The sequence below is a fragment of the Sphingomonas sp. SFZ2018-12 genome (assembly GCF_022496715.1).
Taxonomy (GTDB): domain Bacteria; phylum Pseudomonadota; class Alphaproteobacteria; order Sphingomonadales; family Sphingomonadaceae; genus Sphingomonas.
In genome coordinates this window covers 1427425-1448325 of sequence record NZ_WTFM01000001.1, presented here as the reverse complement: position 1 = coordinate 1448325, position 20901 = coordinate 1427425, and the positions used below count along the sequence as shown (strand labels likewise).

Sequence of the window (20901 nt, the reverse complement as noted above, 5' to 3'; positions counted from 1 at the left end):
AGCGTCAACTCACGCGACGGCGGCGAGCAGCCCCTCGAACAACCGGCGGCCGTCGGTGCCGCCATGCGCGGCTTCGATCCGCCGTTCGGGGTGCGGCATCATGCCCAGCACATTGCCGCGATCATTGAGCAGCCCCGCGATCCGGTTGACCGACCCGTTGACGTTGTCCGCATAGCGGAACGCCACCCGGCCATCGCCCTCGATCCGCGCCAGCGTCGCGCTGTCGGCGAAGTAATTGCCGTCATGGTGCGCGACCGGAACGGTAATGCGTTCCCCCGCCTGATAGCCGCTGGTGAAGATCGACTGGCTGTTCTCGACCGTCAATGCGACGTCGCGGCAAACGAAATTGAGGCCGGCATTGCGCATCAACGCGCCGGGCAGCAGCCCGGTCTCGGTCAGGATCTGAAAGCCGTTGCAGATGCCGATCACCGGCACGCCGCGCTCGGCCGCGTCGATCACCGCGCGCATGATCGGCGATCGGGCGGCGATGGCGCCGCAGCGCAGATAGTCGCCATAGGAAAAGCCGCCGGGCAGGGCTATCAGGCCGAGATTGTCGGGCAGTTCGCTGTCGCGGTGCCACACCATCTGGGGCGCGCGACCCGTGACCTGCTCCAGCGCGACCGCGATGTCGCGGTCGCAGTTGGATCCGGGGAAGACGATGACGGCGGTGTTCACGCCCGCTCCACCCGGTAATTCTCGATCACGGTATTCGCGAGCAGCTGGCGGCACATCGCGTCGATCGCGTCGTCGCTGGTATCGTCCGACACGTCCAGTTCGAACAGCCTGCCCGCGCGCACATCCTCGACCCCGGCAAAGCCGAGCGCGCCCAGCGCGTGCTGGATCGCCTTGCCCTGGGGGTCGAGCACTCCGTTCTTCAACGTGACGATGATGCGCAGCTTCATGGCGAGCCGATGCTCCAGCAAGGGGCGGTTGGGAATGCCGGACCCTATGCCGCCGCAACTGCGATGCGGCAAGGGTGAAGCCGCGCGACTACTTGCCCCGGCGCTTGCGGTGCGATTCGAGGTCGAGCACGTCCGATTCGACGCCTTCGGGTAACAGGCCAAGCCGGCGCGCGACTTCCTGATACGCCTCGACCTCGCCGCCCAGATCGCGGCGGAAGCGGTCCTTGTCGAGCTTTTCGCCCGACGCCATGTCCCACAGCCGGCAGCCGTCCGGGCTGATCTCGTCCGCCAGGATCACCCGGCCATAGTCATTGTCCCAGATGCGGCCGAATTCGAGTTTGAAGTCGACCAAGCGGATGCCGATCGCCGCGAACATCCCCGACAGGAAATCGTTCACCCGGATCGCCATGTCGGCCATGTCGTGCAGTTCCTCCTGCGCCGCCCAGCCGAAGCACAAGATATGTTCGTCGGTGACCATCGGGTCGCCGAGCGCGTCGTCCTTGTAATAATATTCGATGATCGTGCGGGGCAGCGGCGTGCCTTCCTCGATCCCCAGCTTGGTCGCCAGCGAGCCGGCGACAACGTTGCGCACCACGACCTCGACCGGGATGATCTCGACCTGGCGGATCAGCTGCTCGCGCATGTTGAGGCGGCGGATGAAATGGGTCGGCACGCCGATATTGGCGAGCAGGGTGAAGACATGCTCGGAAATGCGGTTGTTGAGCACGCCCTTGCCGCTGATCGTGCCCTTTTTCTGGGCATTGAACGCGGTCGCGTCGTCCTTGAAATACTGGATGAGCGTCCCCGGTTCGGGGCCCTCATAAAGGATCTTGGCTTTGCCTTCGTAGATTTGGCGGCGGCGAGCCATGTCGGCATCTATCCCTGAAATGATCGGCCCCGGCAGCGCGGGTCGAGACGCGCTGGCCGGGGCTCCGTAGCGTTCCCTATACCCAAGCCGCGCGCGTCGCGCAATCAGCGCGCATGCGCCGTTTCCGCCAGTTCGGCGACGGTTTCGACGATCAGCTCGCCCGCGCGCTGGACCTCGGCATGGCTGAGGAACAGCGGGGTCAAGCCAAAGCGCGCGATGTCGGGGGTCCTGAAGTCGCCGATGACGCCCCGCGCGATCAGCCGGTCGATCAGTGCACGCGCGTGCGGATGGCGAAAGGCGATGTGGCTGCCGCGCCGGGCCGGATCGCGTGGCGTCACGCATTCCAGGCCGGCGCGGTCCCCTGCCGCTGCCAGCATGTCGAACAATCGCGCGCTCTTTGCCGCGACGTCGGCCATGTCGATGTCCGCGAACAGGTCGACGCCGCTTTCCAGCGCCTGCATCGCCAGCATCGCGGGGGTGCCGACCCGCCAGCGTTCCATGCCCGCGCCGGGGCGATAGGCGTCCTCGAACCCGAAGGGCGCGGCATGGCCCATCCAGCCGCTCAGCGGACTGGTCAGCTTCGCCTGATGCCGCCCTGCGACGAACAGGAACGCGGGTGCGCCGGGTCCGCCATTCAGGAACTTGTAGCCGCACCCGACGGCCAGGTCGGCGGCACCCAGATCGACCTGAACCGCGCCGGTCGAATGCGACAGGTCCCAGCACATCAGCGCGCCCGCCGCCTGTACCCGCGCGGTCCATGCCGCCATGTCGAAGCGTTCGGCGGTCTTGTAATGGACATGGGTGAGCAGCACGATCGCGGTCCTATCGTCGATCGCATCGTCCAACGCCTCGCGCGCCACCGCATGCACGCGCCCGCCGGGGACGCACGCCGCCGCCCCCTCGGCGATGTGCAGGTCGGTCGGGAAGTTGCCGGCTTCGGTGACGATCGTCCGGCGGGTGGGGTGATGGCGCAGCGCCGCGACGAGCAGCTTGAACAAATTGACCGAGACCGAATCGGCGACGATCACTTCGTCGGGGGCCGCGCCGATCAGCGGCGCGATCTTCGCGCCGATCCGCGCCGGGCTGTCCATCCAGCCTTCGTCCCAGCTGCGGATCAGCCGCTCGCCCCATTGCCGCTCGATCATGTCGCGGCCGGCGGCCATCGTTGCGCGCGGCAGCGGCCCGAGCGAGTTGCCGTCGAGATAGATGATGCCCTCGGGCAGCATGAAACGATCGCGCAGGGCGCGCAGCGGATCGTCGGCATCCAGCGCGCGGGCTTCGGCCGGCGTCGTCATCGGCCAAACGCCTTTGCGAGCAACGCCCGGGTCCGCGTCCACGAGTCGGTGCCGGGGGCGATCAGCTCGACATGCCCGGTGCGGTCGATGCGATGCAGCGTCGCGCGGTCGCCCGCTGCCTGCGCCCTGGCGACGAAGTCGGTCTTCAGCTCGATCGGGATGATCCGGTCCTGCAGGCCCGCGACATGGTCCTGCGGCACCCCGATCGGCAGCAGCCGCGCGACCGATGTGTCGGCGAAGCGATCGGCCGGATTGGCACCCGCGACCAGCTTGCCGACCACTTCGGTGCCGCAGCCATTGGCGGGGGTCGCGGCGGTGCGCTCGAGGTCGGGCAGGCCACCCAGGCTGATGACATGCGCGATCGGCAAGGGGGCGGCGCTCCGCAGCGGGCTGCCCGCCGGCAGCTTTGGCCGCGCCGCCAGCCAAAGCGCCAGGTGGCCACCCGCCGAATGGCCGATCGCGACGACGCGCCGGGTGTCGAGGCTGTATTGCGCGGCATGGTCCCGCAGCGCATCCGCCGCCGCGGCCACATCGGCAAAGGTGCCGGGATAGCCGCCGCCCGCGCGGTCCTGTCCGCGATAATCGATGTTCCACACCGCGTAGCCCGCGCCGCGCAGGTCGGCGGCGGCCCAGTCCATCAGCGTGCGATCGGCGATGTCGGTGGTCCAGCAGCCGCCATGCACCATCAGCACCGTCGGGTGCGGCCCGGCCCCGGCCGGCAGCCACAGGTCGACGCGTTGATACGGGTCGCTGCCATAGGCGATTTCGATCTTTCCCGTCGGCCGCGGCCGTGCCGTCAGGTCGGCCCAGCGCATCAACGCTGCGGCGGGTGCCGCCATTTCGGCGGGCCGCTCGACAGTAGTGCAGGCGGCCGTGGCCAGCAGCGTGGCGGCAAGGATCAGGCGGGTCATGCGGGCTTCCTAGCGCGCGGCGCGCGCCGCTGCTATCCACCCCGCCATATGGCCACCGACTTGACCGATCCCTTCGACCAGATCGTCGATCATCCCTTCGACAGCGCGCTTTCCGAACGCTATCTCGTCTATGCCCTGTCGACGATCACGGCGCGGTCGCTGCCCGATGTGCGCGACGGCTTGAAGCCGGTGCATCGCCGGCTGCTTTGGGCGATGCGGCTGCTGCGGCTCGACCCCGCGTCGGGCTACAAGAAGTGCGCGCGCGTCGTCGGCGACGTCATCGGCAAATATCATCCGCATGGCGACCAGTCGGTCTATGACGCGATGGTCCGCCTCGCCCAGGATTTCGCGCTGCGCTATCCGCTGGTCGACGGCCAGGGCAATTTCGGCAACATCGACGGCGATAACGCCGCCGCCTACCGTTATACTGAGGCGCGGCTGACGCCGGTCGCCATCGACCTGATGGACGGGCTTGACGAGGACGCAGCCGACTTCCGCCCGACCTATAATGGCGAGGAACAGGAGCCGGAGCTGTTTCCGGGCCTGTTTCCCAACCTGCTCGCCAACGGTGCCAGCGGGATTGCCGTCGGCATGGCGACGAGCATCCCGCCGCACAATGCCGCCGAGCTGATCGATGCCGCCATCCACCTGATCGACCAGCCCGCGGCCGACGATGCGGCGATGCTCCAGTTCATTCAGGGGCCCGATCTGCCCACGGGGGGGATCGTCGTCGACCCGCCCGCCGCGATCGCGGAGGCTTATGCCACCGGGCGCGGCAGCTTTCGGGTGCGCGCGCGCTGGTCGGTCGAGGACCAGGGCCGCGGCACGTGGCAGGCGGTGATCTCCGAAATTCCCTATGGGGTGCAGAAGGGCAAGCTGATCGAGCAGATCGCGGCGCTGATCAACGACAAGAAGCTGCCCATCCTGGCCGATGTCCGCGACGAATCGGATGCGGAGGTGCGCATCGTGCTCGAGCCGCGCAGCCGCACCGTCGACGCCGCGGTGCTGATGGACGGCCTGTTCCGGCTGACCGACCTCGAAACGCGCGTGCCGCTCAACCTCAACGTCCTCGACGCGACGCGAACGCCACGGGTGATGAGCCTGCGCGAGGCGCTGTCCGCCTGGGTCGATCACCAGTTCATCGTGCTCAGGCGGCGGACCGAGCACCGGCTGGCCAGGATCGCCGATCGCATGGAGCTGCTCGACGGCTACATCATCGCCTTCCTCAACCTCGATCGCGTGATCGAGATCATCCGGACCGAGGACGAGCCCAAGCCGGTAATGATTGCGGAGTTCGCGCTGACCGACCGCCAGGCGGAGGCGATCCTGAACATGCGCCTGCGTTCGCTGCGCCGACTGGAGGAGATGGAGCTGCGGCGCGAGCGCGACGGGCTGGAGAAGGAGCAGGGCGAGCTGACGCTGCTGCTCGGCAGCGAGGCACGCCAGCGGACGCGGATGAAGCGCGATCTGGCGAAGATCCGCGACCGCTATGGCCCCGAGACCGCGATAGGGCGGCGGCGCACGACCGTCGCCGAAGCCGCGCCCGCCGCCGACATCCCGCTGGAGGCGATGATCGAGCGTGAGCCGATCACCGTGATCCTGTCGCAGCGCGGGTGGATCCGCGCGCTGAAGGGGCATGGTGATCTGGCGGCTGCCGACACGCTCAAGTTCAAGGAAGGCGACGGGCCGCTGTTCGCCTTTCATGCCCAGACGACCGACAAGCTGCTGCTCGCCGCCGACAATGGCCGCTTTTACACGCTCGCCGCCGACAAGCTGCCGGGCGGGCGCGGTTTCGGCGAGCCGGTGCGGCTGATGATTGACCTTGCCGACGATGTCGGGGTCACCGCGCTGCTGCCCGCATCGGCGGCGGCGCGGCTGCTGGTCGCGGCCAGCGACGGGCGCGGCTTCATCGTGCGCACCGGCGACGTCATTGCCGAGACGCGCAAGGGCAAGCAGGTCGTGACGCCGCGGCCGGGCGCGCGGCTGGCGGTGGTGCGAGCGGTGCGCCCCGAAGACGATTATGTCGCGGTTGCCGGCGACAATCGCCGGCTGCTCGTCTTTCCGATGAGCGAGCTGCCCGAAATGGCGCGCGGGCAGGGGGTTCAGTTGCAGCGATATCGCGAAGGCGGCCTGGCCGACGTCCGTGCCTTCCGCTTCGCCGACGGGTTGAGCTGGACGATGGGCGGCGAACAGGGGCGTACCCGTACCGAGCCCGACATGAACCCGTGGCGTGCCGCACGCGGTGCGGCGGGACGCATGCCGCCGACCGGTTTTCCGCGCGACAACCGTTTCTGATCAAGGGGATGACCCCGCGATCTTTTCGCGCGCTGCGCAATTTTTGAACAGAGGTTGTTAATCAAGTCCGGTTAGACCGAACCGGTGTTCAAGTTCGGGTCTTCTTCGGTCACGATCGCAGGCGGTAAGGCTGCTGCCTTGCCGCGCACCGTGCAGCTGAGCGACGAAGAGGCCGAGGAAACCCAGGCAACGCTCGATTTGCTGCCGATCCCGGCGGCCGTGGTGCGCCGGTGCGACGACGATCTGGTGCTGATCGCGATCAACCGGCTGTTCCGTCTCGCGGGGCTCGGCACGATCGGCGACCGCTCGCTCCTGCTCGATGCGCTCGACGAACGGGTTCGCGGCTATCTCGCCTCCGACCGGGTCGAGGAACGCTTCCAGTGGCAGACTTCGGAAGACATCGACTGCCGCCATTATGCGGTGATGCTCTCGCGCCGGCCGCGCGACCGGGTGGCGAACCAGTGCGTTGTCACACTGGTCGACCATACCGCCGAACAGCGCACCGAAAACAGCCTGCGCCGCGAGATGCTGACGGATGCACTCACCGGGCTGCCCAACCGGGCGGGCTTTGCCGATCAGCTCGAGGCGGCCTGCGCCGAAAGCGGTACCGAGGCGTTTGCCGTGCTGGTGGTGGACCTCGATCGCTTCAGCCGCGTCAATGCCTGTATGGGCAGCCTTGCCGGGGACGAGTTGCTCATCTCGGTTGCGCGGCGGATCAAGGGCGCGTTGCGTGGCAACGACATCCTGTCGCGCATCGGCGGCGACGAGTTCGCGGTGCTCATGTCGCTCGAGGAGGGCGCCGAGGATGCGTGCCAGGTCGCACGCCGGATCGAATCCGCGCTCGCCACGCCGTTCCGGCTTTCCGACTTTGAAATCCGGATGCAGGTGTCGATCGGCATCGCGCTGGGTGCCGATGTCGACGCCGATAACGAGGACCTGATCCGCAACGCCCAGTTCGCGGTCAAGCGTGCCAAGTCGAGCGGCAAGATCGAGATCTATCAGGTGCGCGCCTTCGATCTGATGCGCAGCCAGTTCAGCATCGAGACCGAGCTTCGCCGCGCCATCGAACATGGCCAGATGCACCTGTGCTTCCAGCCGATCTGCGATCTCGGCACGGGGCGGATCGTCGCGTTCGAATCGTTGGCGCGTTGGACCACCGATACCGGTCTGGAACTGTCGCCGGGCGAATTCATTCCCGTCGCCGAGGAATCGGGGCTGATCCTGCCGCTGGGACGCTGGGCGCTGGCCGAAACCGCGCGCACGCTGTCGTCCTGGGACGCGCAGGCCGGCGGCAATTGCGGCGTCACCCTGTCGGTCAACATTTCCGCGATCCAGCTTCAGCGCGACAACGTCGCGGCGCTGGTACGCGACACCGTGGCGAATTACGGCATCGCCCCCAACCGGCTGACGCTGGAGCTGACCGAGAGCGCGATCGTCGCCGACCCGGATCGCAGCGCCAACACGCTGCGCGCGCTGAAGGACATCGGCGTTACCATCGCGATGGACGATTTCGGCACCGGCTATTCCAACCTCGGTTATCTCCAGAAGATGCCGATCGACATCCTCAAGATCGACCGCAGCTTCGTGACCGGGATGCTGGCCGATCGCGACAAGGTGGCGATCGTGCGCGCGATCCTGTCGCTGGCCCAGGCACTGGGGATGCGCACGACGGCGGAGGGCGTCGAAACCGTCGAACTCGAACAGACGCTGGCGGCGCTCGGCTGCACCTTTGGCCAGGGCTTCCTCTATTCGCGGCCAGCCAAGTCCGACCTCGCCTTTCAGCTCATCGGCCTGCGCAACAACTGATCGACGCCGCGCTCGGCCAGCGCGCGCACGCGCGCGTCGTCGGGAAAGCCCTCCGCGATCCAAGTCGTTTCGATCTCGCGCAGGATGCGCGCGACATCGGGGCCGGGCGGCAGTCCCATCGCGATCAGGTCGCCGCCGCCGATCGGCAGGCGGGGCGGTGTCCAGCCGTGGAGCGCAGCCAGGCCCGCCGCAATCTCGCCCGCGTCGCCGTGCAGCAGCAGCCGGTCGCGCGCGCCGTCGACACCCGTCCGATATGCAAGCGCGCGCGCGCCAGTGCCGGGTGGAAGCGGCTGAACGGCGTTCTCCAGTCGCTTGCGCCGCGCGTTTGAAAGCTTGAGCCGCGCGGCGACCGCACCCGCAACGCCGGGTTCCGCAGGCAGCAGCGCCGCCAGCCGGCGCACCGCGTCCGGTTCGACCGCGTGCGCGTGTTCGCGCGCGGCGAGTGCCGTCAGCCGCTCGGCCCCCGCGGCATCGATTTCGGGCAGCACCGGGCGCAGGATTGCGTGCGCGACCATCAGCGCGACGATGCGCGGCGCGTGGCGGGTGACGAGCAGCTTGAGGACCTCGTCCGCGATACGCTCGCGCGACAATGCCATCAGGTCGTTGGCGCGCGCCGCGCACGCCGCCAGCCCGTCGGCGTCGGGCCGGTCGCCGAAGCGGGCCATGAAGCGGAAGAAGCGCAGGATGCGCAGATGGTCCTCCGCGATCCGGCGCAGCGGGTCGCCGATGAAGCGTACCCGGCCCTGCGCAAGGTCCGCGACGCCGCCGAAATAGTCGTGGATCCGGCCGTTCATCGGGTCGGCATAGAGCGCGTTGATCGTGAAATCGCGTCGCGCCGCGTCATCGTGCCAGTCGTTGGTGAACGCGACTTCGGCGTGGCGGCCATCGGTCGCGACGTCGCGGCGCAGCGTCGTGATCTCGACCGGGCCGCCCGCCAGCACCGCGGTGACAGTGCCGTGCGCCAGCCCGGTGGGAACGACGCGAACGCCGGCGGCACGCAGCCGCGCCATTACCTCGTGCGGGGCATGCAGCGTCGCCAGATCGATGTCGCTCGCCTCGATCCCGACCAGCGCATCGCGGACTGCGCCGCCGACGAAGCGCACTTCGTCTTGCGCCGCGCCGAGCAGCTGGACGAGCGCGCCCAGCCCCTCGCGCGCGCGCCAGCGCATCGGCGGCAGCGTGACGTCAGACGTGCTCAACGCGGCCAGTCCAGCCGCCGGCCGAGATTGATCAGCATCGCGGCGGTCGCGCCCCAGATGCGGCGACCGTTCCATTCGATCTCGTAATAATGACGCATCCGTCCCTGCCATTCGCGCGCGCGCCGCACCTGGTTGCCGGGATCGAGCACGAAGGCGAGCGGCGCCTCGAAAATGTCGTGGACCTCCTGCGGCGCCGCCTGCAACGCGATATCGGGCGGGATGACCCCGATCACCGGGGTCACGTCAAAGCCGGTGACGGTGCGATAGCGATCGCCGACGCCCACGACCGTCACATGTGCCGGGTCGAGCGCAATCTCCTCCTGCGCCTCGCGCAGCGCCGCGGCGACCGCATCCGCATCCGACGCATCGATCCGGCCGCCGGGAAAGGCGACCTGTCCGGCATGGGTGCGCAGGCCTTGCGTCCGTTCGGTCAGGATCAGGCCGGGTGCGGCGCGGTCGGTGATCGCGACGAGCACCGCCGCGGGCAGGCCGTCACCGGGCGCTGGATCGGCAGGGTCGAAGGTGTCGCCGGGGATCGGCGCGGCGGCGTCCGACATTTCATCCAGCGCGCGGCGCAGGCGCTCGGCCAACGTCATGCCGCGGCAAACGGAAAGAATGCGCCGTCGCTCCACAGCCCGGGCGGTTCCGATCCGTTGGTTATCGCCGTTTCGGCCAGTTCGTAGAATACCGGTCGGGCGATCAGCGCGTCGAGTGCGTCGCGCACCCTCAGATAAGGGCGTGGCCCTTCGGCCGACTCCGCGATGCGGATCGGATGGGCGGCCCCCGCGGTGACCAGATCGCCGGTATTGAGCTGAAAGGCGAGCCGCGCCGCGCTGCCCGTGCCCGCCGCCTTCACCGCGACGGCGACGAACGGCGCGTCCTCGACCGCGATGTCGAGCTTTTCGACCGGCGTGACGAGGACGAAACCGCCGTCCGCCTCGCGCCGCAACAGGGTGGAGAACAGGCGGACCATCGCCGGCCGCCCGATCGGCGACCCCTGATGATACCAGGTGCCGTCGCGCGCGATCCGCATCTCGCTGTCGCCGCAATGGGGCGGGTCCCATTGCGCGACGGGGGGCAGGCGGCGCGCTTCGACCAGGCGCGCGATATCGGGAAGCGAAAGGCTCGACAGGTCGGGCGGCGGCGGCATCGGCATGGCTGCGTGGATACGCACGAACGGCGCGGCGCGCAAAGCCCTCACACGCCCGGCGGATCGACCAGCGCCGTCAGCCGCGCTTCGACGATGCCGGCGCAGTCGGGTACGTCCGCGCCGCGCGCCAGCAGCCGGTGCCGCTCGACCGGGCCGGGCAGCCGCCACGCGCCGGTCCGATCGGCGGTGAAGCCGAAGAACCGGCCATAATATTCGGGGTCGCCGACCAGCATCAGCCGCTGGAACTCCGGGCGTGGCCTGCGCTCGACGCGCTCGAGCAGCCGCTCCATCAATCTGCGCCCGATGCCGCCGCGCTGGAGGTCGGGCGCGACCGCAACCGGGCCGACCATCACCATCGGGACGGTCTCCCCCGAATCGCACCTGATCTGCACCGGCCAGCACTGGATGCTGGCGATCAAGCTGCCCTCTGCGTCGACGACAGCCTCGCTCAACGCGGCAATTGCGGCGGTCCCGGCGCGCACGCGATAGGCGGTGCGTTGTATCCGGTCCGTGCCGAACGCCGCGTCGAGCAGCGCATCGACGTCGTCGGGGGCGACCGAGGTCAGCGGGACAAAGCGAATCATCAACGGTTCCGTCTGCCCGGTGGACGCAGCGGGCGGCGCGCCTTAGCGTCGAATCGGTGCGCGGCAAAGCATCGCGCATGCGGGGAGGAACGCCATCGCCATGAAGCTTTATGATTCGCCCTGGGCACCCAGCCCGCGCCGGGTCCGCATTTACCTGGCCGAAAAGGGGATCGAGGTGCCGCGCGTCAACATCGACCTGCGCGCCGCGGAACATCTCGGCGCCGATTATCTGGCGGTCAATCCGCGCGGCGCGGTCCCCGCGCTCGAACTCGACGATGGCGAGGTCATTTGCGAATCCTCCGCGATCTGCCGCTATTTCGAGGCGCTGCATCCCGATCCCCCGCTGTTCGGCACGACGGCGGTGGAGATCGCCCGGATTGAGAGCTGGACGCGCCGGATCGAGCAGGACGGCTATGCCGCGGTCGTCCATGTCCTGCGCAACACCGCGCCCGCGTTCAAGGATCGCGCGCTGGTCGGCGCCGCCCCGGCCGCGCCGCAGATCCCCGAACTCGCCGCGCGCGGCACGTTGATGTGGCGGGCCTTCGTCGCCACGCTCGACCAGCGGCTGGGGGCGAGCGAATGGGTGGCCGGCGACCGCTTCAGCTTTGCCGACATCACCGCGCTGATCACCGTCGACTTCGCCGCGCGGTGCAAGCTCGACACGCCGGAGGATGCCACCCACCTGCGCCGCTGGCACGCAGCCGTCAGCGCCCGACCGTCTGCGGCCGCCTGATTTCCGGCTTTGCGTGGCGGGAGGCGAGGATTAAGGGGCGGGACGAAATTGTTTCGGGAACCGCCTCCTTGTCCGATCGCCTCCAGCTTCATGTCCTCGATTTCGACGTCAATGTGCTGACCGGCATCTATTCGGAGGAAACGCACCTTCCCCAGCCGCTGCGCATCTCGATCACCGTCGACCTCGACTGCGCCGAACATTACGCGCCCGACACACCCTTGTCGGCGTCCAAGAACTATCTCGACCTCAAGCACGCGGCATCGACCGCCTTGCCGCCGGGCGTCCACTTCACATTGATCGAAGGGGTGGCGGATCACATCGCCGAAACCTTGTTCGTCCAGGATGATCGCGTGCGCCGGGTCGAGGTAAAGATCATCAAGCTCGCGATCGCCGAAGCCGGCGAATCGATCGGCATCACCCTCGAGCGGCATCGCCGGTGACCGGGCGGCGCCCGATCGCGCTGGTGACCGGCGGGTGCCGCCGCGTCGGCGCGGCGATCGCCGCGCGACTGGGGGAGGGGGGCTATGACCTCGCGCTGCACGGTGGCCACCGCCTCGATCCCGATCCCGAACTGATTGCGCGGCTCGATCGTGCCGGCGCGGCGTACCGATTGCTCCGTGCCGACCTGAGCATCGCGGCACAGGTCGACGGGTTGATCGACGATGCGGCGGCGGCGTTTGGGCGTCCGGTACGTCTGCTCGTCAACAACGCGTCGCGTTTCGACGCGAACGAGGCTGGGCTGCCCGACATGGCGGCGCTGATCGACTATTTCGCGGTGAATGCGGCTGCGCCCTTCCGCCTGGCGGTTCGGCTGGCGGCCCAGGCAGACGACAATGCCGACGCGGCGGGCGGGCGCGCCGTCGTCAACCTGCTCGACCAGCGCATCGACCATCCCAATCACGACCAGATCGCCTACACGCTGTCGAAACAGGCGCTGGCGGCGGCGACGCGCACGCTCGCGGTGGCGCTTGCACCGGGGGTGCGCGTGAACGGCGTCGCGCCGGGGCTGACGCTGCCGACCGCAGATTATGACGCGGTCCAGATGGAAAGACTGGCGTCGATGATGCCGCTGCGCCGTCTACCCAACCCTGCCGATATCGCGGAGGCGGTCCATTATCTGGCGACCGCGCCCGCAGTGACCGGACAGACGCTGTTCGTCGACGGCGGCGCGGCGATGACCGGCTTCGAGCGAGATTTCGTCAACCTCGCCCGCGACTGAGCGCCGGGGGGGCGACGTCAGCGGCGCAGCGGGTCGCCACAGGCGCCGACCTGGCGGCGCACGAAGTCGTAATCTTCGCGCGCGGCGTCCGCGGTGCCGGGTTCGGTGTTGGCGAGGCTCGATTCGGGCAATTGCGCGGGCAGCTCGCACGCCAGCCGGTAGCCGAGCAGGCTGTCGCGCGGCGGGGGCGGCGCGGCTTCGCCGACGATGTCGCCGAGCGCCACCGACCAGCTGCGCGCCTGGCCCGGACGGCGCAGGACGAGCAGCGATACGGGGGTGCCGTCGGCGGTGTTCAGGAACACCTGCGTCTCACCTTCGCCCGGCAGCGTCCCGGGGACATGAAAGGCGTTGCCCGGCGAAGAGATCGCGGGCGGCGCATCGGGGCTGAGTGCCGCGGTCACCACGGCGCGGACCCGCGCGTCGGCAGGCGCGGTCCAGTCGAGCGTCGCCGACGGGTCGATCAACTGGACCTGGTCGGCGCGTCCCGAAACGGAACGGGCGAACAGGATCAGGCGACGCTTGGCGAGCTTGGGCGCGCGACCGCGCGCGTCGAGCGGAACGTCGATCAGGAAACCGATCCGCGGCGGCAGGGCGCTGCTCCCGCGAATCAGCGCGCCGACGTCGGCGTTGACATAGAATCGCGCATGCCCTGCAGGAACGCCAGCAGCCTCCGGCCCCGTGATTCGGGCGGTTGACCGCACCGTCGCGTCGATCACCAGCGGGGCGCGAAACACCAGGCCGGCGACGCGATGATAGTCGGGTGCTTCGATAACGGCCGCGGGCGGCCCGGATCGGGTCTGTGCACCGGCCGGCAAACCCGGCAAAATCAAGGCAAATAAAGCGGTTATGGAGGTAAATCGGGACATGACGGTTCCATTACGCGGAAAATCGGGCGTCATATAGCAACAAAAACCAGCCCTGCGGCTTATACATTTGTTGCGCCTGACAAAGCGTTTGCGTCATCCCGGACGGCGGGATACAGGTTTGGCAGACATCATGTCGTGCGCGGCATCGGTGTGTGCGGTGTTGTCGGTGCCTTCGATGAAGGGCCGTCGCCGTGTCCATGTCGGGATTTAGGGAGTTTGGTTGCGGAATGGCCTATGCTGACCGGAACACTGGAAGCAGCCGTTTGGTGGCGATCGTTACGGTCACCATCATCATGGCTGTGCTGGGCTACGCGTTTATAACCGGCCTGGCCTATAAATATGTTAAGAAGGCCCAGGCGGATCTGGAGGCGTTCGATATCATCGAACCGCCGCCGCCGCCGGAGGAAGTGCCGCCACCGCCGCCGCCGCCGGATCAGCCGGTGACCCAGCCGCCGCCGGTCGTGACGCCGCCGCCGATCGTGCGTTCGAACACGCCGCCGCCGGTCGTGATCCAGTCCGTGACGACGCCGCCCGCCAATTATGCGCCGATTCCCACGACCGCGCCGCCGGTTCCTGCCGCTCCCGTCGCGCCCCCCGCGCCGGTGGTCAGCAAGGCTGCGGGTCCGAAGGGAAATCCCGCCGAGTGGGTGACGACCGACGATTATCCGTCGCGTTCGCTCAGCGCCGGCGAGGAAGGGACGACCGCGGTCAGCTGGGACATTAACGAACAGGGCCGGATCGAGAATTGCCGCGTCACCGCGTCGAGCGGATCGCAGGCGCTGGATCGTGCGGCGTGCGCCGCGCTGACCCGCCGCGGGCGCTACACGCCCGCGAAGGATCAGAACGGCAATCCGATCCGGTCGTCGTCGTCGCGCCGGATCGTCTGGAAAATTCCTCAATAGTCGGGGCCGCGGCGCCGTCGTGGCGCGCGCGATCCACCATGCTGAAACTTAAAAACCGTTGATCAAGGGAAACCATTGAACATGCTGACCACCATTCTTGCCGCTGGCGCTCCGGCCGGTGAAAATCCGTACGGGCTGTCCGCTGCGCTGCGCGAAGGCGGGCTGATCGCCCAGGGTACCTTCACGATTCTGGTGCTGTTCCTCTTCGTTTCGCTCTACATCATGATGACCAAGCTGTTCGAACAGCAGAAGATCATGAACCAGGCCAAGCGGGTCCGCGCGACCTTCTGGTCGTCGAACAGCCTGCGTGAGGGCGCGACGAAGCTCGAGCAGAACAGCGCCTATCGCCAGATCGTCGACGACGGCATCGCCGCTCAGGAGCAGCACAAGCTGCTGACCGATCCGGTCGAGGCGCATGACTGGCTGCACGGCTCGCTGGCGCGTTCGGAAGCGGCGATCAATTCGCAGCTCACCGCCGGTCTTGCCTTCCTGGCGACCGTCGGCGCGACCGCGCCGTTCATCGGCCTGTTCGGGACCGTGGTCGGCATCTATCGCGCGCTGATCAAGATCGGTTCGTCGGGCCAGGCGTCGATCGACGCGACCGCCGGTCCGGTGGGTGAGGCGCTGATCATGACCGCGCTCGGTCTGGTCGTCGCGGTGCCTGCGGTGCTTGCCTTCAACTGGCTGCAGCGCCGCAACAAGGCGATCGCGGAAGAGCTCAGCGCCTTCTCGAACGATGTGCTCGGCTATCTGGCGTCGAACGGCGCGGTCCGTCCGGTCGCCGCGACCAAGAAGGGTCCGACCCCGCCGGCCCCGAAGACGACCGCCGGTCAGGCCGGTGGCGTCAAGACCACTGCGGCGTGACGTGAAGCGGCGCGCACATCCGGGCGCGCCGTTCTTGCTGTTGCGCGGAAAAATGGGACATGCCCTTGTTATCCCCTGCGGATCGCCGGGCATGTCTCGCGACATTGTGTAGGAACTGAAGAATGGCAATCAGCACAGGCGGTGGTGGCGACGATGCCCCCCTGTCGGACATCAATACCACGCCGCTCGTCGACGTGATGCTGGTGCTCCTCATCATCTTCCTGATCGCGGTGCCGGTGGTGCTCGAGACGGTGAAGCTGGACCTGCCCAAGGTGGAGTACGAAGTGACTGTCACCAAGCCCGAGAACGTGCTGCTGTCGGTGAAGGGTGGCGCGGACGGCTGCGAGGTCTATTGGCTGACGAGCCGACTGACGAGCGAGGAGCTGCTGACGCGCGCGGTCAAGAAGCTGGAGGACGAGGTCGCGCGTCAGGGCGGACCCAACGCAGCCGGCCTCGAGCTTCCCGAAGTGCATATCCGTGGCGACGTGAACACCCCCTATCGGTGCATCGGCGGCGCCATCTATACGATGCAGCAGGCCGGTTTTCCCAAGGTCGGGTTCATTTCCGAGCCGCAAAAGCTCGGCAGCTGATTTCGTCGCGTGAAGGAGTAGTTTGACATGGCAATGAGCGCAGGCCGCGACGACGGCGAGCCGATGATGGAAATGAACACCACGCCGCTGATCGACGTGATGCTGGTGTTGCTGATCATGTTCATCATCACCATCCCCGTGCAGACGCACGCGGTGAAGATCGATCTGCCGCAGCCGGACCCGAACCAGCAGAAGGACATCATCGACAGCCAGAAGAACAAGGTGCTGATCGATGCCAACGGGAACATCCTGTGGAATGGCGCGCCGGTCGACGAAGTGACGCTCGCCCAGTATCTCGACCAGACGACGGCGATGAGCCCGGAGCCCGAGTTGCACCTGCAGCCCGACGCGGCCGCGCGGTATGAAAAGGTCGACCAGGTGCTGGCGATCATCAAGCGCGCGAATGTGACCAAGCTGGGTTTTGTCGGCAACGAGCAGTATCGCTCCGATTTCTGACCCTGGAAACCATATCACGACAAAAGGGCGGTCCCGCGGGGCCGCCCTTTTTTGTTTCGTCCGCCGTCGTCGACCGTGCTCGCACGGGTGAGCGCGACCTTGTATGCGTTGCGACCCTTGCGACTTGGCCTGTGGCGGCTGTCACCGGGTCCGACCCTCGCGGTTCGCTGCATGTTTACAACCGCGTCGCGGCAAAAATGTCGCCATTTTGTCATATTCGTTGCCGCGTATCGCTGTGCCACGCGCCGGGCGGTCGTGGAAAAACAGTCTTTCGGAACAAATTTGCCTAAAATACTGGCTTGTCCTGTCGTCATATAAGTGTCACAACAAAGACACCGAAACGTAACATTAGGACAGGAGCCCAATCATGAAGCACGTTGTTACCCTCCACCTTGTCGCGGCGCTGGCTGCGGTCTCCACCGCACCAGCGTATGCGCAGGAACGCGCCGATCCCTATGCCCAGTCGCTGATCGCGCGCGGTGATTATGACACGGCGGAAAAGCGGCTGATGGCCGAAGCGCGGATTTATCCTGACAAGCCCGAAGTCCTGATCAACCTTGCCGCCGTCATGGCGCGGACCAACCGTCCGGAAAAGGCGGCGCAGCTCTATGCGCGCGTGCTGGCAGGCGAAGATGTCGAAATGCGGCTCGCCGGCGACCGCGTGGTCATGGCGCACCAGATCGCCGCCACCGGCATGTCGCGACTGAAGCCTGCAGTGAGTGCCACCGCGCTCGGCGCACGCTGACCGTCAGACAGCCCGGCGTGGTATCTCACGCCAAGCCGGGCGTACGACCGGGTGTCGCAAGGGCATCCGGCATTACCCTTCGCAAACCTAAAGCCGGGGCAGGGTGACACCACGCTGCCCCATATATTTGCCGGCACGGTCGGCATAGCTCGTCTCGCAGCTCTGATCCCCCTTGAGGAACAGGAACTGGCACGCGCCTTCGTTGGCATAAATCCGCGCGGGCAGTGGGGTGGTGTTCGAAAACTCCAGCGTCACATGCCCCTCCCATTCGGGTTCGAGCGGGGTTACGTTGACGATGATGCCACAGCGCGCATAGGTCGACTTGCCGAGGCAGATCACCAGCACGTCGCGCGGCACCCGGAAATATTCGACGGTGCGCGCCAGCGCGAAGCTGTTGGGCGGGATCACGCAGACATCGGTCTGGCGATCGACGAAGCTGTTCGCGGCAAAGTTCTTGGGATCGACGATGGCGCTGTCGACATTGGTGAAGATCTTGAACTCGTCGGCGACCCGTGCGTCATAGCCGTAGGAGGACAGACCATAGCTGATGCAGCCCTCGCGCCGCTGGGCCTCGACGAACGGCTCGATCATGCCGTGCGCCTGCGCCTGTTCGCGAATCCACCGGTCGGACATGATCATCTTAACGTCGCCCCTTGCTCGTGCGCACGGCTTTCGCGGGAATCGCCGGGTTGGGCAAGAGCGGGCGTGCGTGGCAGATCGGACTAGGCCCGCGTCGGGGTGGTCGCGATCGGTCCCGCCTGGCTTTCGGGCGACGCGCTTCCCGTTCGCGTTGACACCCACCAATGGATCGCCGCCCACAACAGCGTCCCTGCGATCAGGTCGATGCCGTAATGCCCGCCGATCGGGATGGTGGAGACGATGACCAGCGCGTTCCACGCCAGCATGAGCATGAAGATCGGCCGTGTCTGGCGCCACGCGAACGCAGTCATCCACGCGAGCGCGGTGTGGAACGAGGGAAAGGTCACGACGCCCTGGAGCTTGAGCATGTCGAGCGTGATCGGTCCGCCGCCGCGAAAATGATCGAAGGCGGGCAGATGATAGACACCGGCCCCTGCCGGCAGGCGCGCGGCGACATCGGGGGCGAGCCCGAGATGAGGAAAGGCACCGATCGCGGGGAACAGCGCCGCGCACCCTGCACAAAGTACGATCGCCGCCGCGAAGCTGAAGATCAGTCCCCACAGCGCCTCGCGGGACCCGCGCAGCGCAAGCACGACGGCGCTCAGGAAGATCAGCGGAAAGGAGCTGAGATAAGCGGCACCGAGCAGCGCGATGCGCACCGGCGACGCCGCCAGGTCCGCCGTCACCGCGGTGCTCGCAAAGCCGGTCGCGCGATCGATGGTCGCCAGCCACGGGTCGATCAGGGGCCGGTGGAGCGCGAGGCCAAGCTGGCTGATCGCACCGGCCGCCGCGCCGGATGCGATCAGCAGGGCCAGCGCGCCCAGCGCTTCACCCAGCCGCTGCGTATCGCCGCGCGCGCGATGGTGCCGATGCGCGCCCCACAAGATGGCGAGCAGGCCGGCCATCGACAGTAAAGGCAGTACGGTAACACTCGCACCGACACGAACACACAGCAGCACGGCGATCGGCAGGGCAACCAGCACGACCGCGATCGTCGCGTGATAGCCGCGGACCGGTACGGGCGGTGCGGGCACCGCGCGCGTGTGCGGATCGGCATGGGCGGAATTGGCCGGGGCCATCGTCGACATGGCCTAGGCTCTAGCGGTTACGGGTTAAGGCCGGCTCTACGACGCCCGCGCGTCAGGCGACCGCTACATGCCCAGGCTGGCGGGACCGAAGGCATAGGGCAGCAGGTCGGACAGTCGGTGATGCTCGATCTGGCCCCCCGACAGCCCGGAGCAGTAAATATCCAGCTCGCGATGCCCCATCTGTGCCGCCTCGTTCAGCACCTGACGACATCGCCCGCACGGCCTTACGGGCGTGTCGCCCGCTTCATCGGTCCGCATCATGCCGCCGACAATGCCGACCGCGACGATGTCGGTCAGCCGCCCCTGGCTGTTCGCCGTGGCGCAGGCGACGGTTTCGGCACATAGCGACAGGCCGTAGCTCGCATTCTCGAAATTCGCGGCGCGGATGATCGATCCGTCGGTCAGAAGCAGCGCCGCGCCGACCGCGAAACCCGAATAGGGCGCATGCGCGCGCGTTGCCGCCTCGCGTGCGGCGGCGATCAGGCGGTCGGCGACCGGGTGGTCCGAAATCACGTTCATGGGGCCACCACACTCCATCTGACCGGTCCCGCGACGCCGTCGATCCGGCGCATGTCGCTTGCCTGCCACAATCGCCACGGCCGCGCGAGGTAATCGGGCGCGAACCAGTTGCGCGCGGCCCATAACGGACGGTCGACGGCACGGCTCAGCGCGAAGCGCGCCTCGACCGCGGGTGCGATGCGGATCAGCATCGGCAGCTGCATGTGCCGCTCGGCGATCGCCAGGAAGCGGCGGACATGATTTGCAGCGGCTGCCGGGGTCATCGCGCGCGCGCAGTCGGGGACCTCGTCGATTGCGAGCACGCCCGGCAACGCATCTTCGGTTCGCGGCACCATGCGCAGGTACAGCGCGGCCTGCGCGCCCGCGGGTTCGCACAGCGACAGGACATGTACGGCACCGCGCCGCACATTGCCGTGGGCCAGCGCCGCCCAGTGCGCGGCGAAGCGCCGATCGCGGGTCGCAATGCCCGCGGTCGCCCTGAGATAGACGAAATCGACGCCCTGTGCCGCGGCAATCGGCCAGTCGACAGGACCGTCGGTCTCGTCGATCGTCATGCCCTGCAGCGCGAAATCGCTCCGGTCCGGTGCCCATCCCGCCGCCAGCGCGCGCGCGCCCGCGACCAGCAGCGCCGCCGCCACCACGAGCGCGACGACGATCGCGACCTGGCCGCGATAGGATGGGCCGCCCGTCACGCCCGTCAGCCGCGGATGTGGAGGACGCAGATCAGCGTGAACAACCGGCGCGCGGTATCGAAATCGATCGCGATCTTGCCATCCAGCCGCTCGCGCAGCAATTCGGCGGCTTCGTTGTGGATCGCGCGCCTGGCCATGTCGACGGTCTCGATCTGCATCGGCGTCGCCTGGCGGATCGCCTTGTAATAACTGTCGCAAATCGCGAAGTAATCACGGATCGGCCGGCGAAACCGGGCCAGCCCCAGCACCAGCGTCTCCAGATGCGCGCCATTGTCGCGCATGATGTCGATGGCCAGCCGCCCTTCCTCGACATGCAGGTGGATGCGATAGGGCCCGGCATAGCCGTCCTCATGCGCGCGCGCCGGCTTGAAATAATTGCCCTCGAGCAGGTCGAAGATCGCGATCCTGCGCTCCTGTTCGATGTCCGCGTTGCGCCACAGGATGGTGCGTTCATCCAGCGAGATGTCGATGATGCGCGGGTCGGACATGACATCGTCAGCGATGGCGGTTTCGCCGCGCCAAATCAACGGGCCAATTCGGCGCGCCGATCGCCTGTCCACAGCTTTACCAACCGCAAT

At 67.5% G+C, this 20901-nt stretch carries 25 protein-coding genes; 10 read left to right on the top strand and 15 right to left on the bottom strand.

Annotation, left to right across the window (positions count from 1 at the left end; translation table 11 throughout):
* Positions 1 to 9: 9 nt before the first annotated feature.
* From purQ to GO308_RS06705, 5 genes are all read right to left on the bottom strand, one after another.
* On the bottom strand, positions 10 to 675 hold the full coding sequence (gene purQ, locus GO308_RS06725; RefSeq protein ID WP_066546845.1) for a phosphoribosylformylglycinamidine synthase subunit PurQ: 666 nt from the start codon (positions 673 to 675) through the stop codon (positions 10 to 12).
* Positions 672 to 902 (bottom strand): phosphoribosylformylglycinamidine synthase subunit PurS, encoded by a 231-nt coding sequence (gene purS / locus GO308_RS06720; protein WP_066546841.1) that lies wholly within the window; start codon positions 900 to 902, stop codon positions 672 to 674. The genes purQ and purS overlap by 4 nt, the downstream gene beginning before the upstream one ends.
* A gap of 88 nt (positions 903 to 990) precedes the next feature.
* The gene (gene purC / locus GO308_RS06715) at positions 991 to 1770 is read right to left on the bottom strand and encodes a phosphoribosylaminoimidazolesuccinocarboxamide synthase (RefSeq protein WP_066479683.1); all 780 of its coding nucleotides are present in this window, start codon (positions 1768 to 1770) and stop codon (positions 991 to 993) included.
* 104 nt (positions 1771 to 1874) lie between these two features.
* The gene (gene kynU / locus GO308_RS06710) at positions 1875 to 3065 is read right to left on the bottom strand and encodes a kynureninase (protein WP_240884742.1); all 1191 of its coding nucleotides are present in this window, start codon (positions 3063 to 3065) and stop codon (positions 1875 to 1877) included.
* Positions 3062 to 3976: an alpha/beta hydrolase gene (locus GO308_RS06705; RefSeq protein WP_240884741.1), complete on the bottom strand. Its 915-nt coding sequence runs from the start codon at positions 3974 to 3976 to the stop codon at positions 3062 to 3064. The genes kynU and GO308_RS06705 overlap by 4 nt, the downstream gene beginning before the upstream one ends.
* Positions 3977 to 4024: 48 nt before the next feature.
* Here GO308_RS06705 and parC point away from each other — a divergent pair, with 48 nt between their 5' ends.
* Both parC and GO308_RS06695 read left to right on the top strand, forming a co-directional pair.
* Entirely contained in the window at positions 4025 to 6271 is a 2247-nt protein-coding gene (parC, locus tag GO308_RS06700; RefSeq protein WP_240884739.1) for a DNA topoisomerase IV subunit A, read from the top strand.
* 138 nt (positions 6272 to 6409) lie between these two features.
* Positions 6410 to 8077, top strand: coding sequence for a bifunctional diguanylate cyclase/phosphodiesterase (locus tag GO308_RS06695; protein ID WP_197417097.1), 1668 nt, complete (start codon positions 6410 to 6412; stop codon positions 8075 to 8077).
* Here the strand turns inward: GO308_RS06695 and GO308_RS06690 are convergent.
* The 4 genes from GO308_RS06690 to GO308_RS06675 are packed head-to-tail and all read right to left on the bottom strand — an operon-like array spanning position 8050 to position 11010.
* Positions 8050 to 9246 carry a CCA tRNA nucleotidyltransferase gene (locus GO308_RS06690; RefSeq protein ID WP_240885206.1) on the bottom strand — a complete coding sequence of 399 codons (1197 nt, stop codon included), beginning with the start codon at positions 9244 to 9246 and terminating at the stop codon, positions 8050 to 8052. The two genes, GO308_RS06695 and GO308_RS06690, sit on opposite strands and share 28 nt — an antisense overlap.
* Before the next feature lie 26 nt (positions 9247 to 9272).
* Complete coding sequence (locus tag GO308_RS06685; protein WP_240884737.1) at positions 9273 to 9872, bottom strand: CoA pyrophosphatase; 600 nt, start codon at positions 9870 to 9872, stop codon at positions 9273 to 9275.
* Positions 9869 to 10432, bottom strand: coding sequence for a DUF1285 domain-containing protein (locus GO308_RS06680; RefSeq protein WP_066479666.1), 564 nt, complete (start codon positions 10430 to 10432; stop codon positions 9869 to 9871). The genes GO308_RS06685 and GO308_RS06680 overlap by 4 nt, the downstream gene beginning before the upstream one ends.
* 41 nt (positions 10433 to 10473) lie before the next feature.
* Complete coding sequence (locus tag GO308_RS06675; protein WP_240884733.1) at positions 10474 to 11010, bottom strand: N-acetyltransferase; 537 nt, start codon at positions 11008 to 11010, stop codon at positions 10474 to 10476.
* 100 nt (positions 11011 to 11110) lie between these two features.
* On the opposite strand from GO308_RS06675, the gene GO308_RS06670 reads away from it, so the two are divergent.
* The 3 genes from GO308_RS06670 (at position 11111) to GO308_RS06660 (ending at position 12962) form a co-directional block, all read left to right on the top strand.
* A complete protein-coding gene (locus tag GO308_RS06670; protein WP_240884732.1) occupies positions 11111 to 11743 on the top strand; it encodes a glutathione S-transferase N-terminal domain-containing protein in 633 nt (210 codons plus the stop codon).
* 68 nt (positions 11744 to 11811) lie between these two features.
* Complete coding sequence (locus GO308_RS06665; RefSeq protein ID WP_240884731.1) at positions 11812 to 12183, top strand: dihydroneopterin aldolase; 372 nt, start codon at positions 11812 to 11814, stop codon at positions 12181 to 12183.
* Positions 12180 to 12962 carry an SDR family oxidoreductase gene (locus GO308_RS06660; RefSeq protein ID WP_240884729.1) on the top strand — a complete coding sequence of 261 codons (783 nt, stop codon included), beginning with the start codon at positions 12180 to 12182 and terminating at the stop codon, positions 12960 to 12962. The genes GO308_RS06665 and GO308_RS06660 overlap by 4 nt, the downstream gene beginning before the upstream one ends.
* A gap of 17 nt (positions 12963 to 12979) precedes the next feature.
* Here GO308_RS06660 and GO308_RS06655 read toward each other — a convergent pair whose 3' ends face one another.
* A complete protein-coding gene (locus tag GO308_RS06655; protein ID WP_240884727.1) occupies positions 12980 to 13696 on the bottom strand; it encodes a hypothetical protein in 717 nt (238 codons plus the stop codon).
* Positions 13697 to 14055: 359 nt separating this feature from the next.
* Between GO308_RS06655 and GO308_RS06650 the strand changes: the two genes are divergently transcribed.
* The 5 genes from GO308_RS06650 (at position 14056) to GO308_RS06630 (ending at position 17385) form a co-directional block, all read left to right on the top strand.
* Positions 14056 to 14730: a TonB family protein gene (locus tag GO308_RS06650; RefSeq protein ID WP_240884725.1), complete on the top strand. Its 675-nt coding sequence runs from the start codon at positions 14056 to 14058 to the stop codon at positions 14728 to 14730.
* A gap of 81 nt (positions 14731 to 14811) precedes the next feature.
* On the top strand, positions 14812 to 15594 hold the full coding sequence (locus GO308_RS06645; protein ID WP_066479656.1) for a MotA/TolQ/ExbB proton channel family protein: 783 nt from the start codon (positions 14812 to 14814) through the stop codon (positions 15592 to 15594).
* A gap of 122 nt (positions 15595 to 15716) precedes the next feature.
* Positions 15717 to 16184, top strand: coding sequence for a biopolymer transporter ExbD (locus GO308_RS06640; protein WP_066479653.1), 468 nt, complete (start codon positions 15717 to 15719; stop codon positions 16182 to 16184).
* A 27-nt stretch (positions 16185 to 16211) separates the two neighbouring features.
* Entirely contained in the window at positions 16212 to 16640 is a 429-nt protein-coding gene (locus GO308_RS06635) for a biopolymer transporter ExbD (protein WP_066479652.1), read from the top strand.
* A 367-nt stretch (positions 16641 to 17007) separates the two neighbouring features.
* Positions 17008 to 17385, top strand: coding sequence for a tetratricopeptide repeat protein (locus GO308_RS06630; protein WP_066479650.1), 378 nt, complete (start codon positions 17008 to 17010; stop codon positions 17383 to 17385).
* Between the two features lie 87 nt (positions 17386 to 17472).
* Here GO308_RS06630 and dcd read toward each other — a convergent pair whose 3' ends face one another.
* From dcd to GO308_RS06605, 5 genes are all read right to left on the bottom strand, one after another.
* Complete coding sequence (gene dcd / locus GO308_RS06625) at positions 17473 to 18024, bottom strand: dCTP deaminase (protein ID WP_066479648.1); 552 nt, start codon at positions 18022 to 18024, stop codon at positions 17473 to 17475.
* Positions 18025 to 18107: 83 nt separating this feature from the next.
* Positions 18108 to 19112 carry a phosphatase PAP2 family protein gene (locus tag GO308_RS06620; protein ID WP_240884724.1) on the bottom strand — a complete coding sequence of 335 codons (1005 nt, stop codon included), beginning with the start codon at positions 19110 to 19112 and terminating at the stop codon, positions 18108 to 18110.
* 63 nt (positions 19113 to 19175) lie between these two features.
* Positions 19176 to 19631, bottom strand: coding sequence for a cytidine deaminase (locus GO308_RS06615; RefSeq protein WP_197417098.1), 456 nt, complete (start codon positions 19629 to 19631; stop codon positions 19176 to 19178).
* Positions 19628 to 20323 (bottom strand): GH25 family lysozyme, encoded by a 696-nt coding sequence (locus GO308_RS06610; RefSeq protein ID WP_240884722.1) that lies wholly within the window; start codon positions 20321 to 20323, stop codon positions 19628 to 19630. The genes GO308_RS06615 and GO308_RS06610 overlap by 4 nt, the downstream gene beginning before the upstream one ends.
* Before the next feature lie 5 nt (positions 20324 to 20328).
* Entirely contained in the window at positions 20329 to 20811 is a 483-nt protein-coding gene (locus GO308_RS06605) for a UPF0262 family protein (RefSeq protein ID WP_066671943.1), read from the bottom strand.
* Positions 20812 to 20901 lie beyond the last annotated feature (90 nt).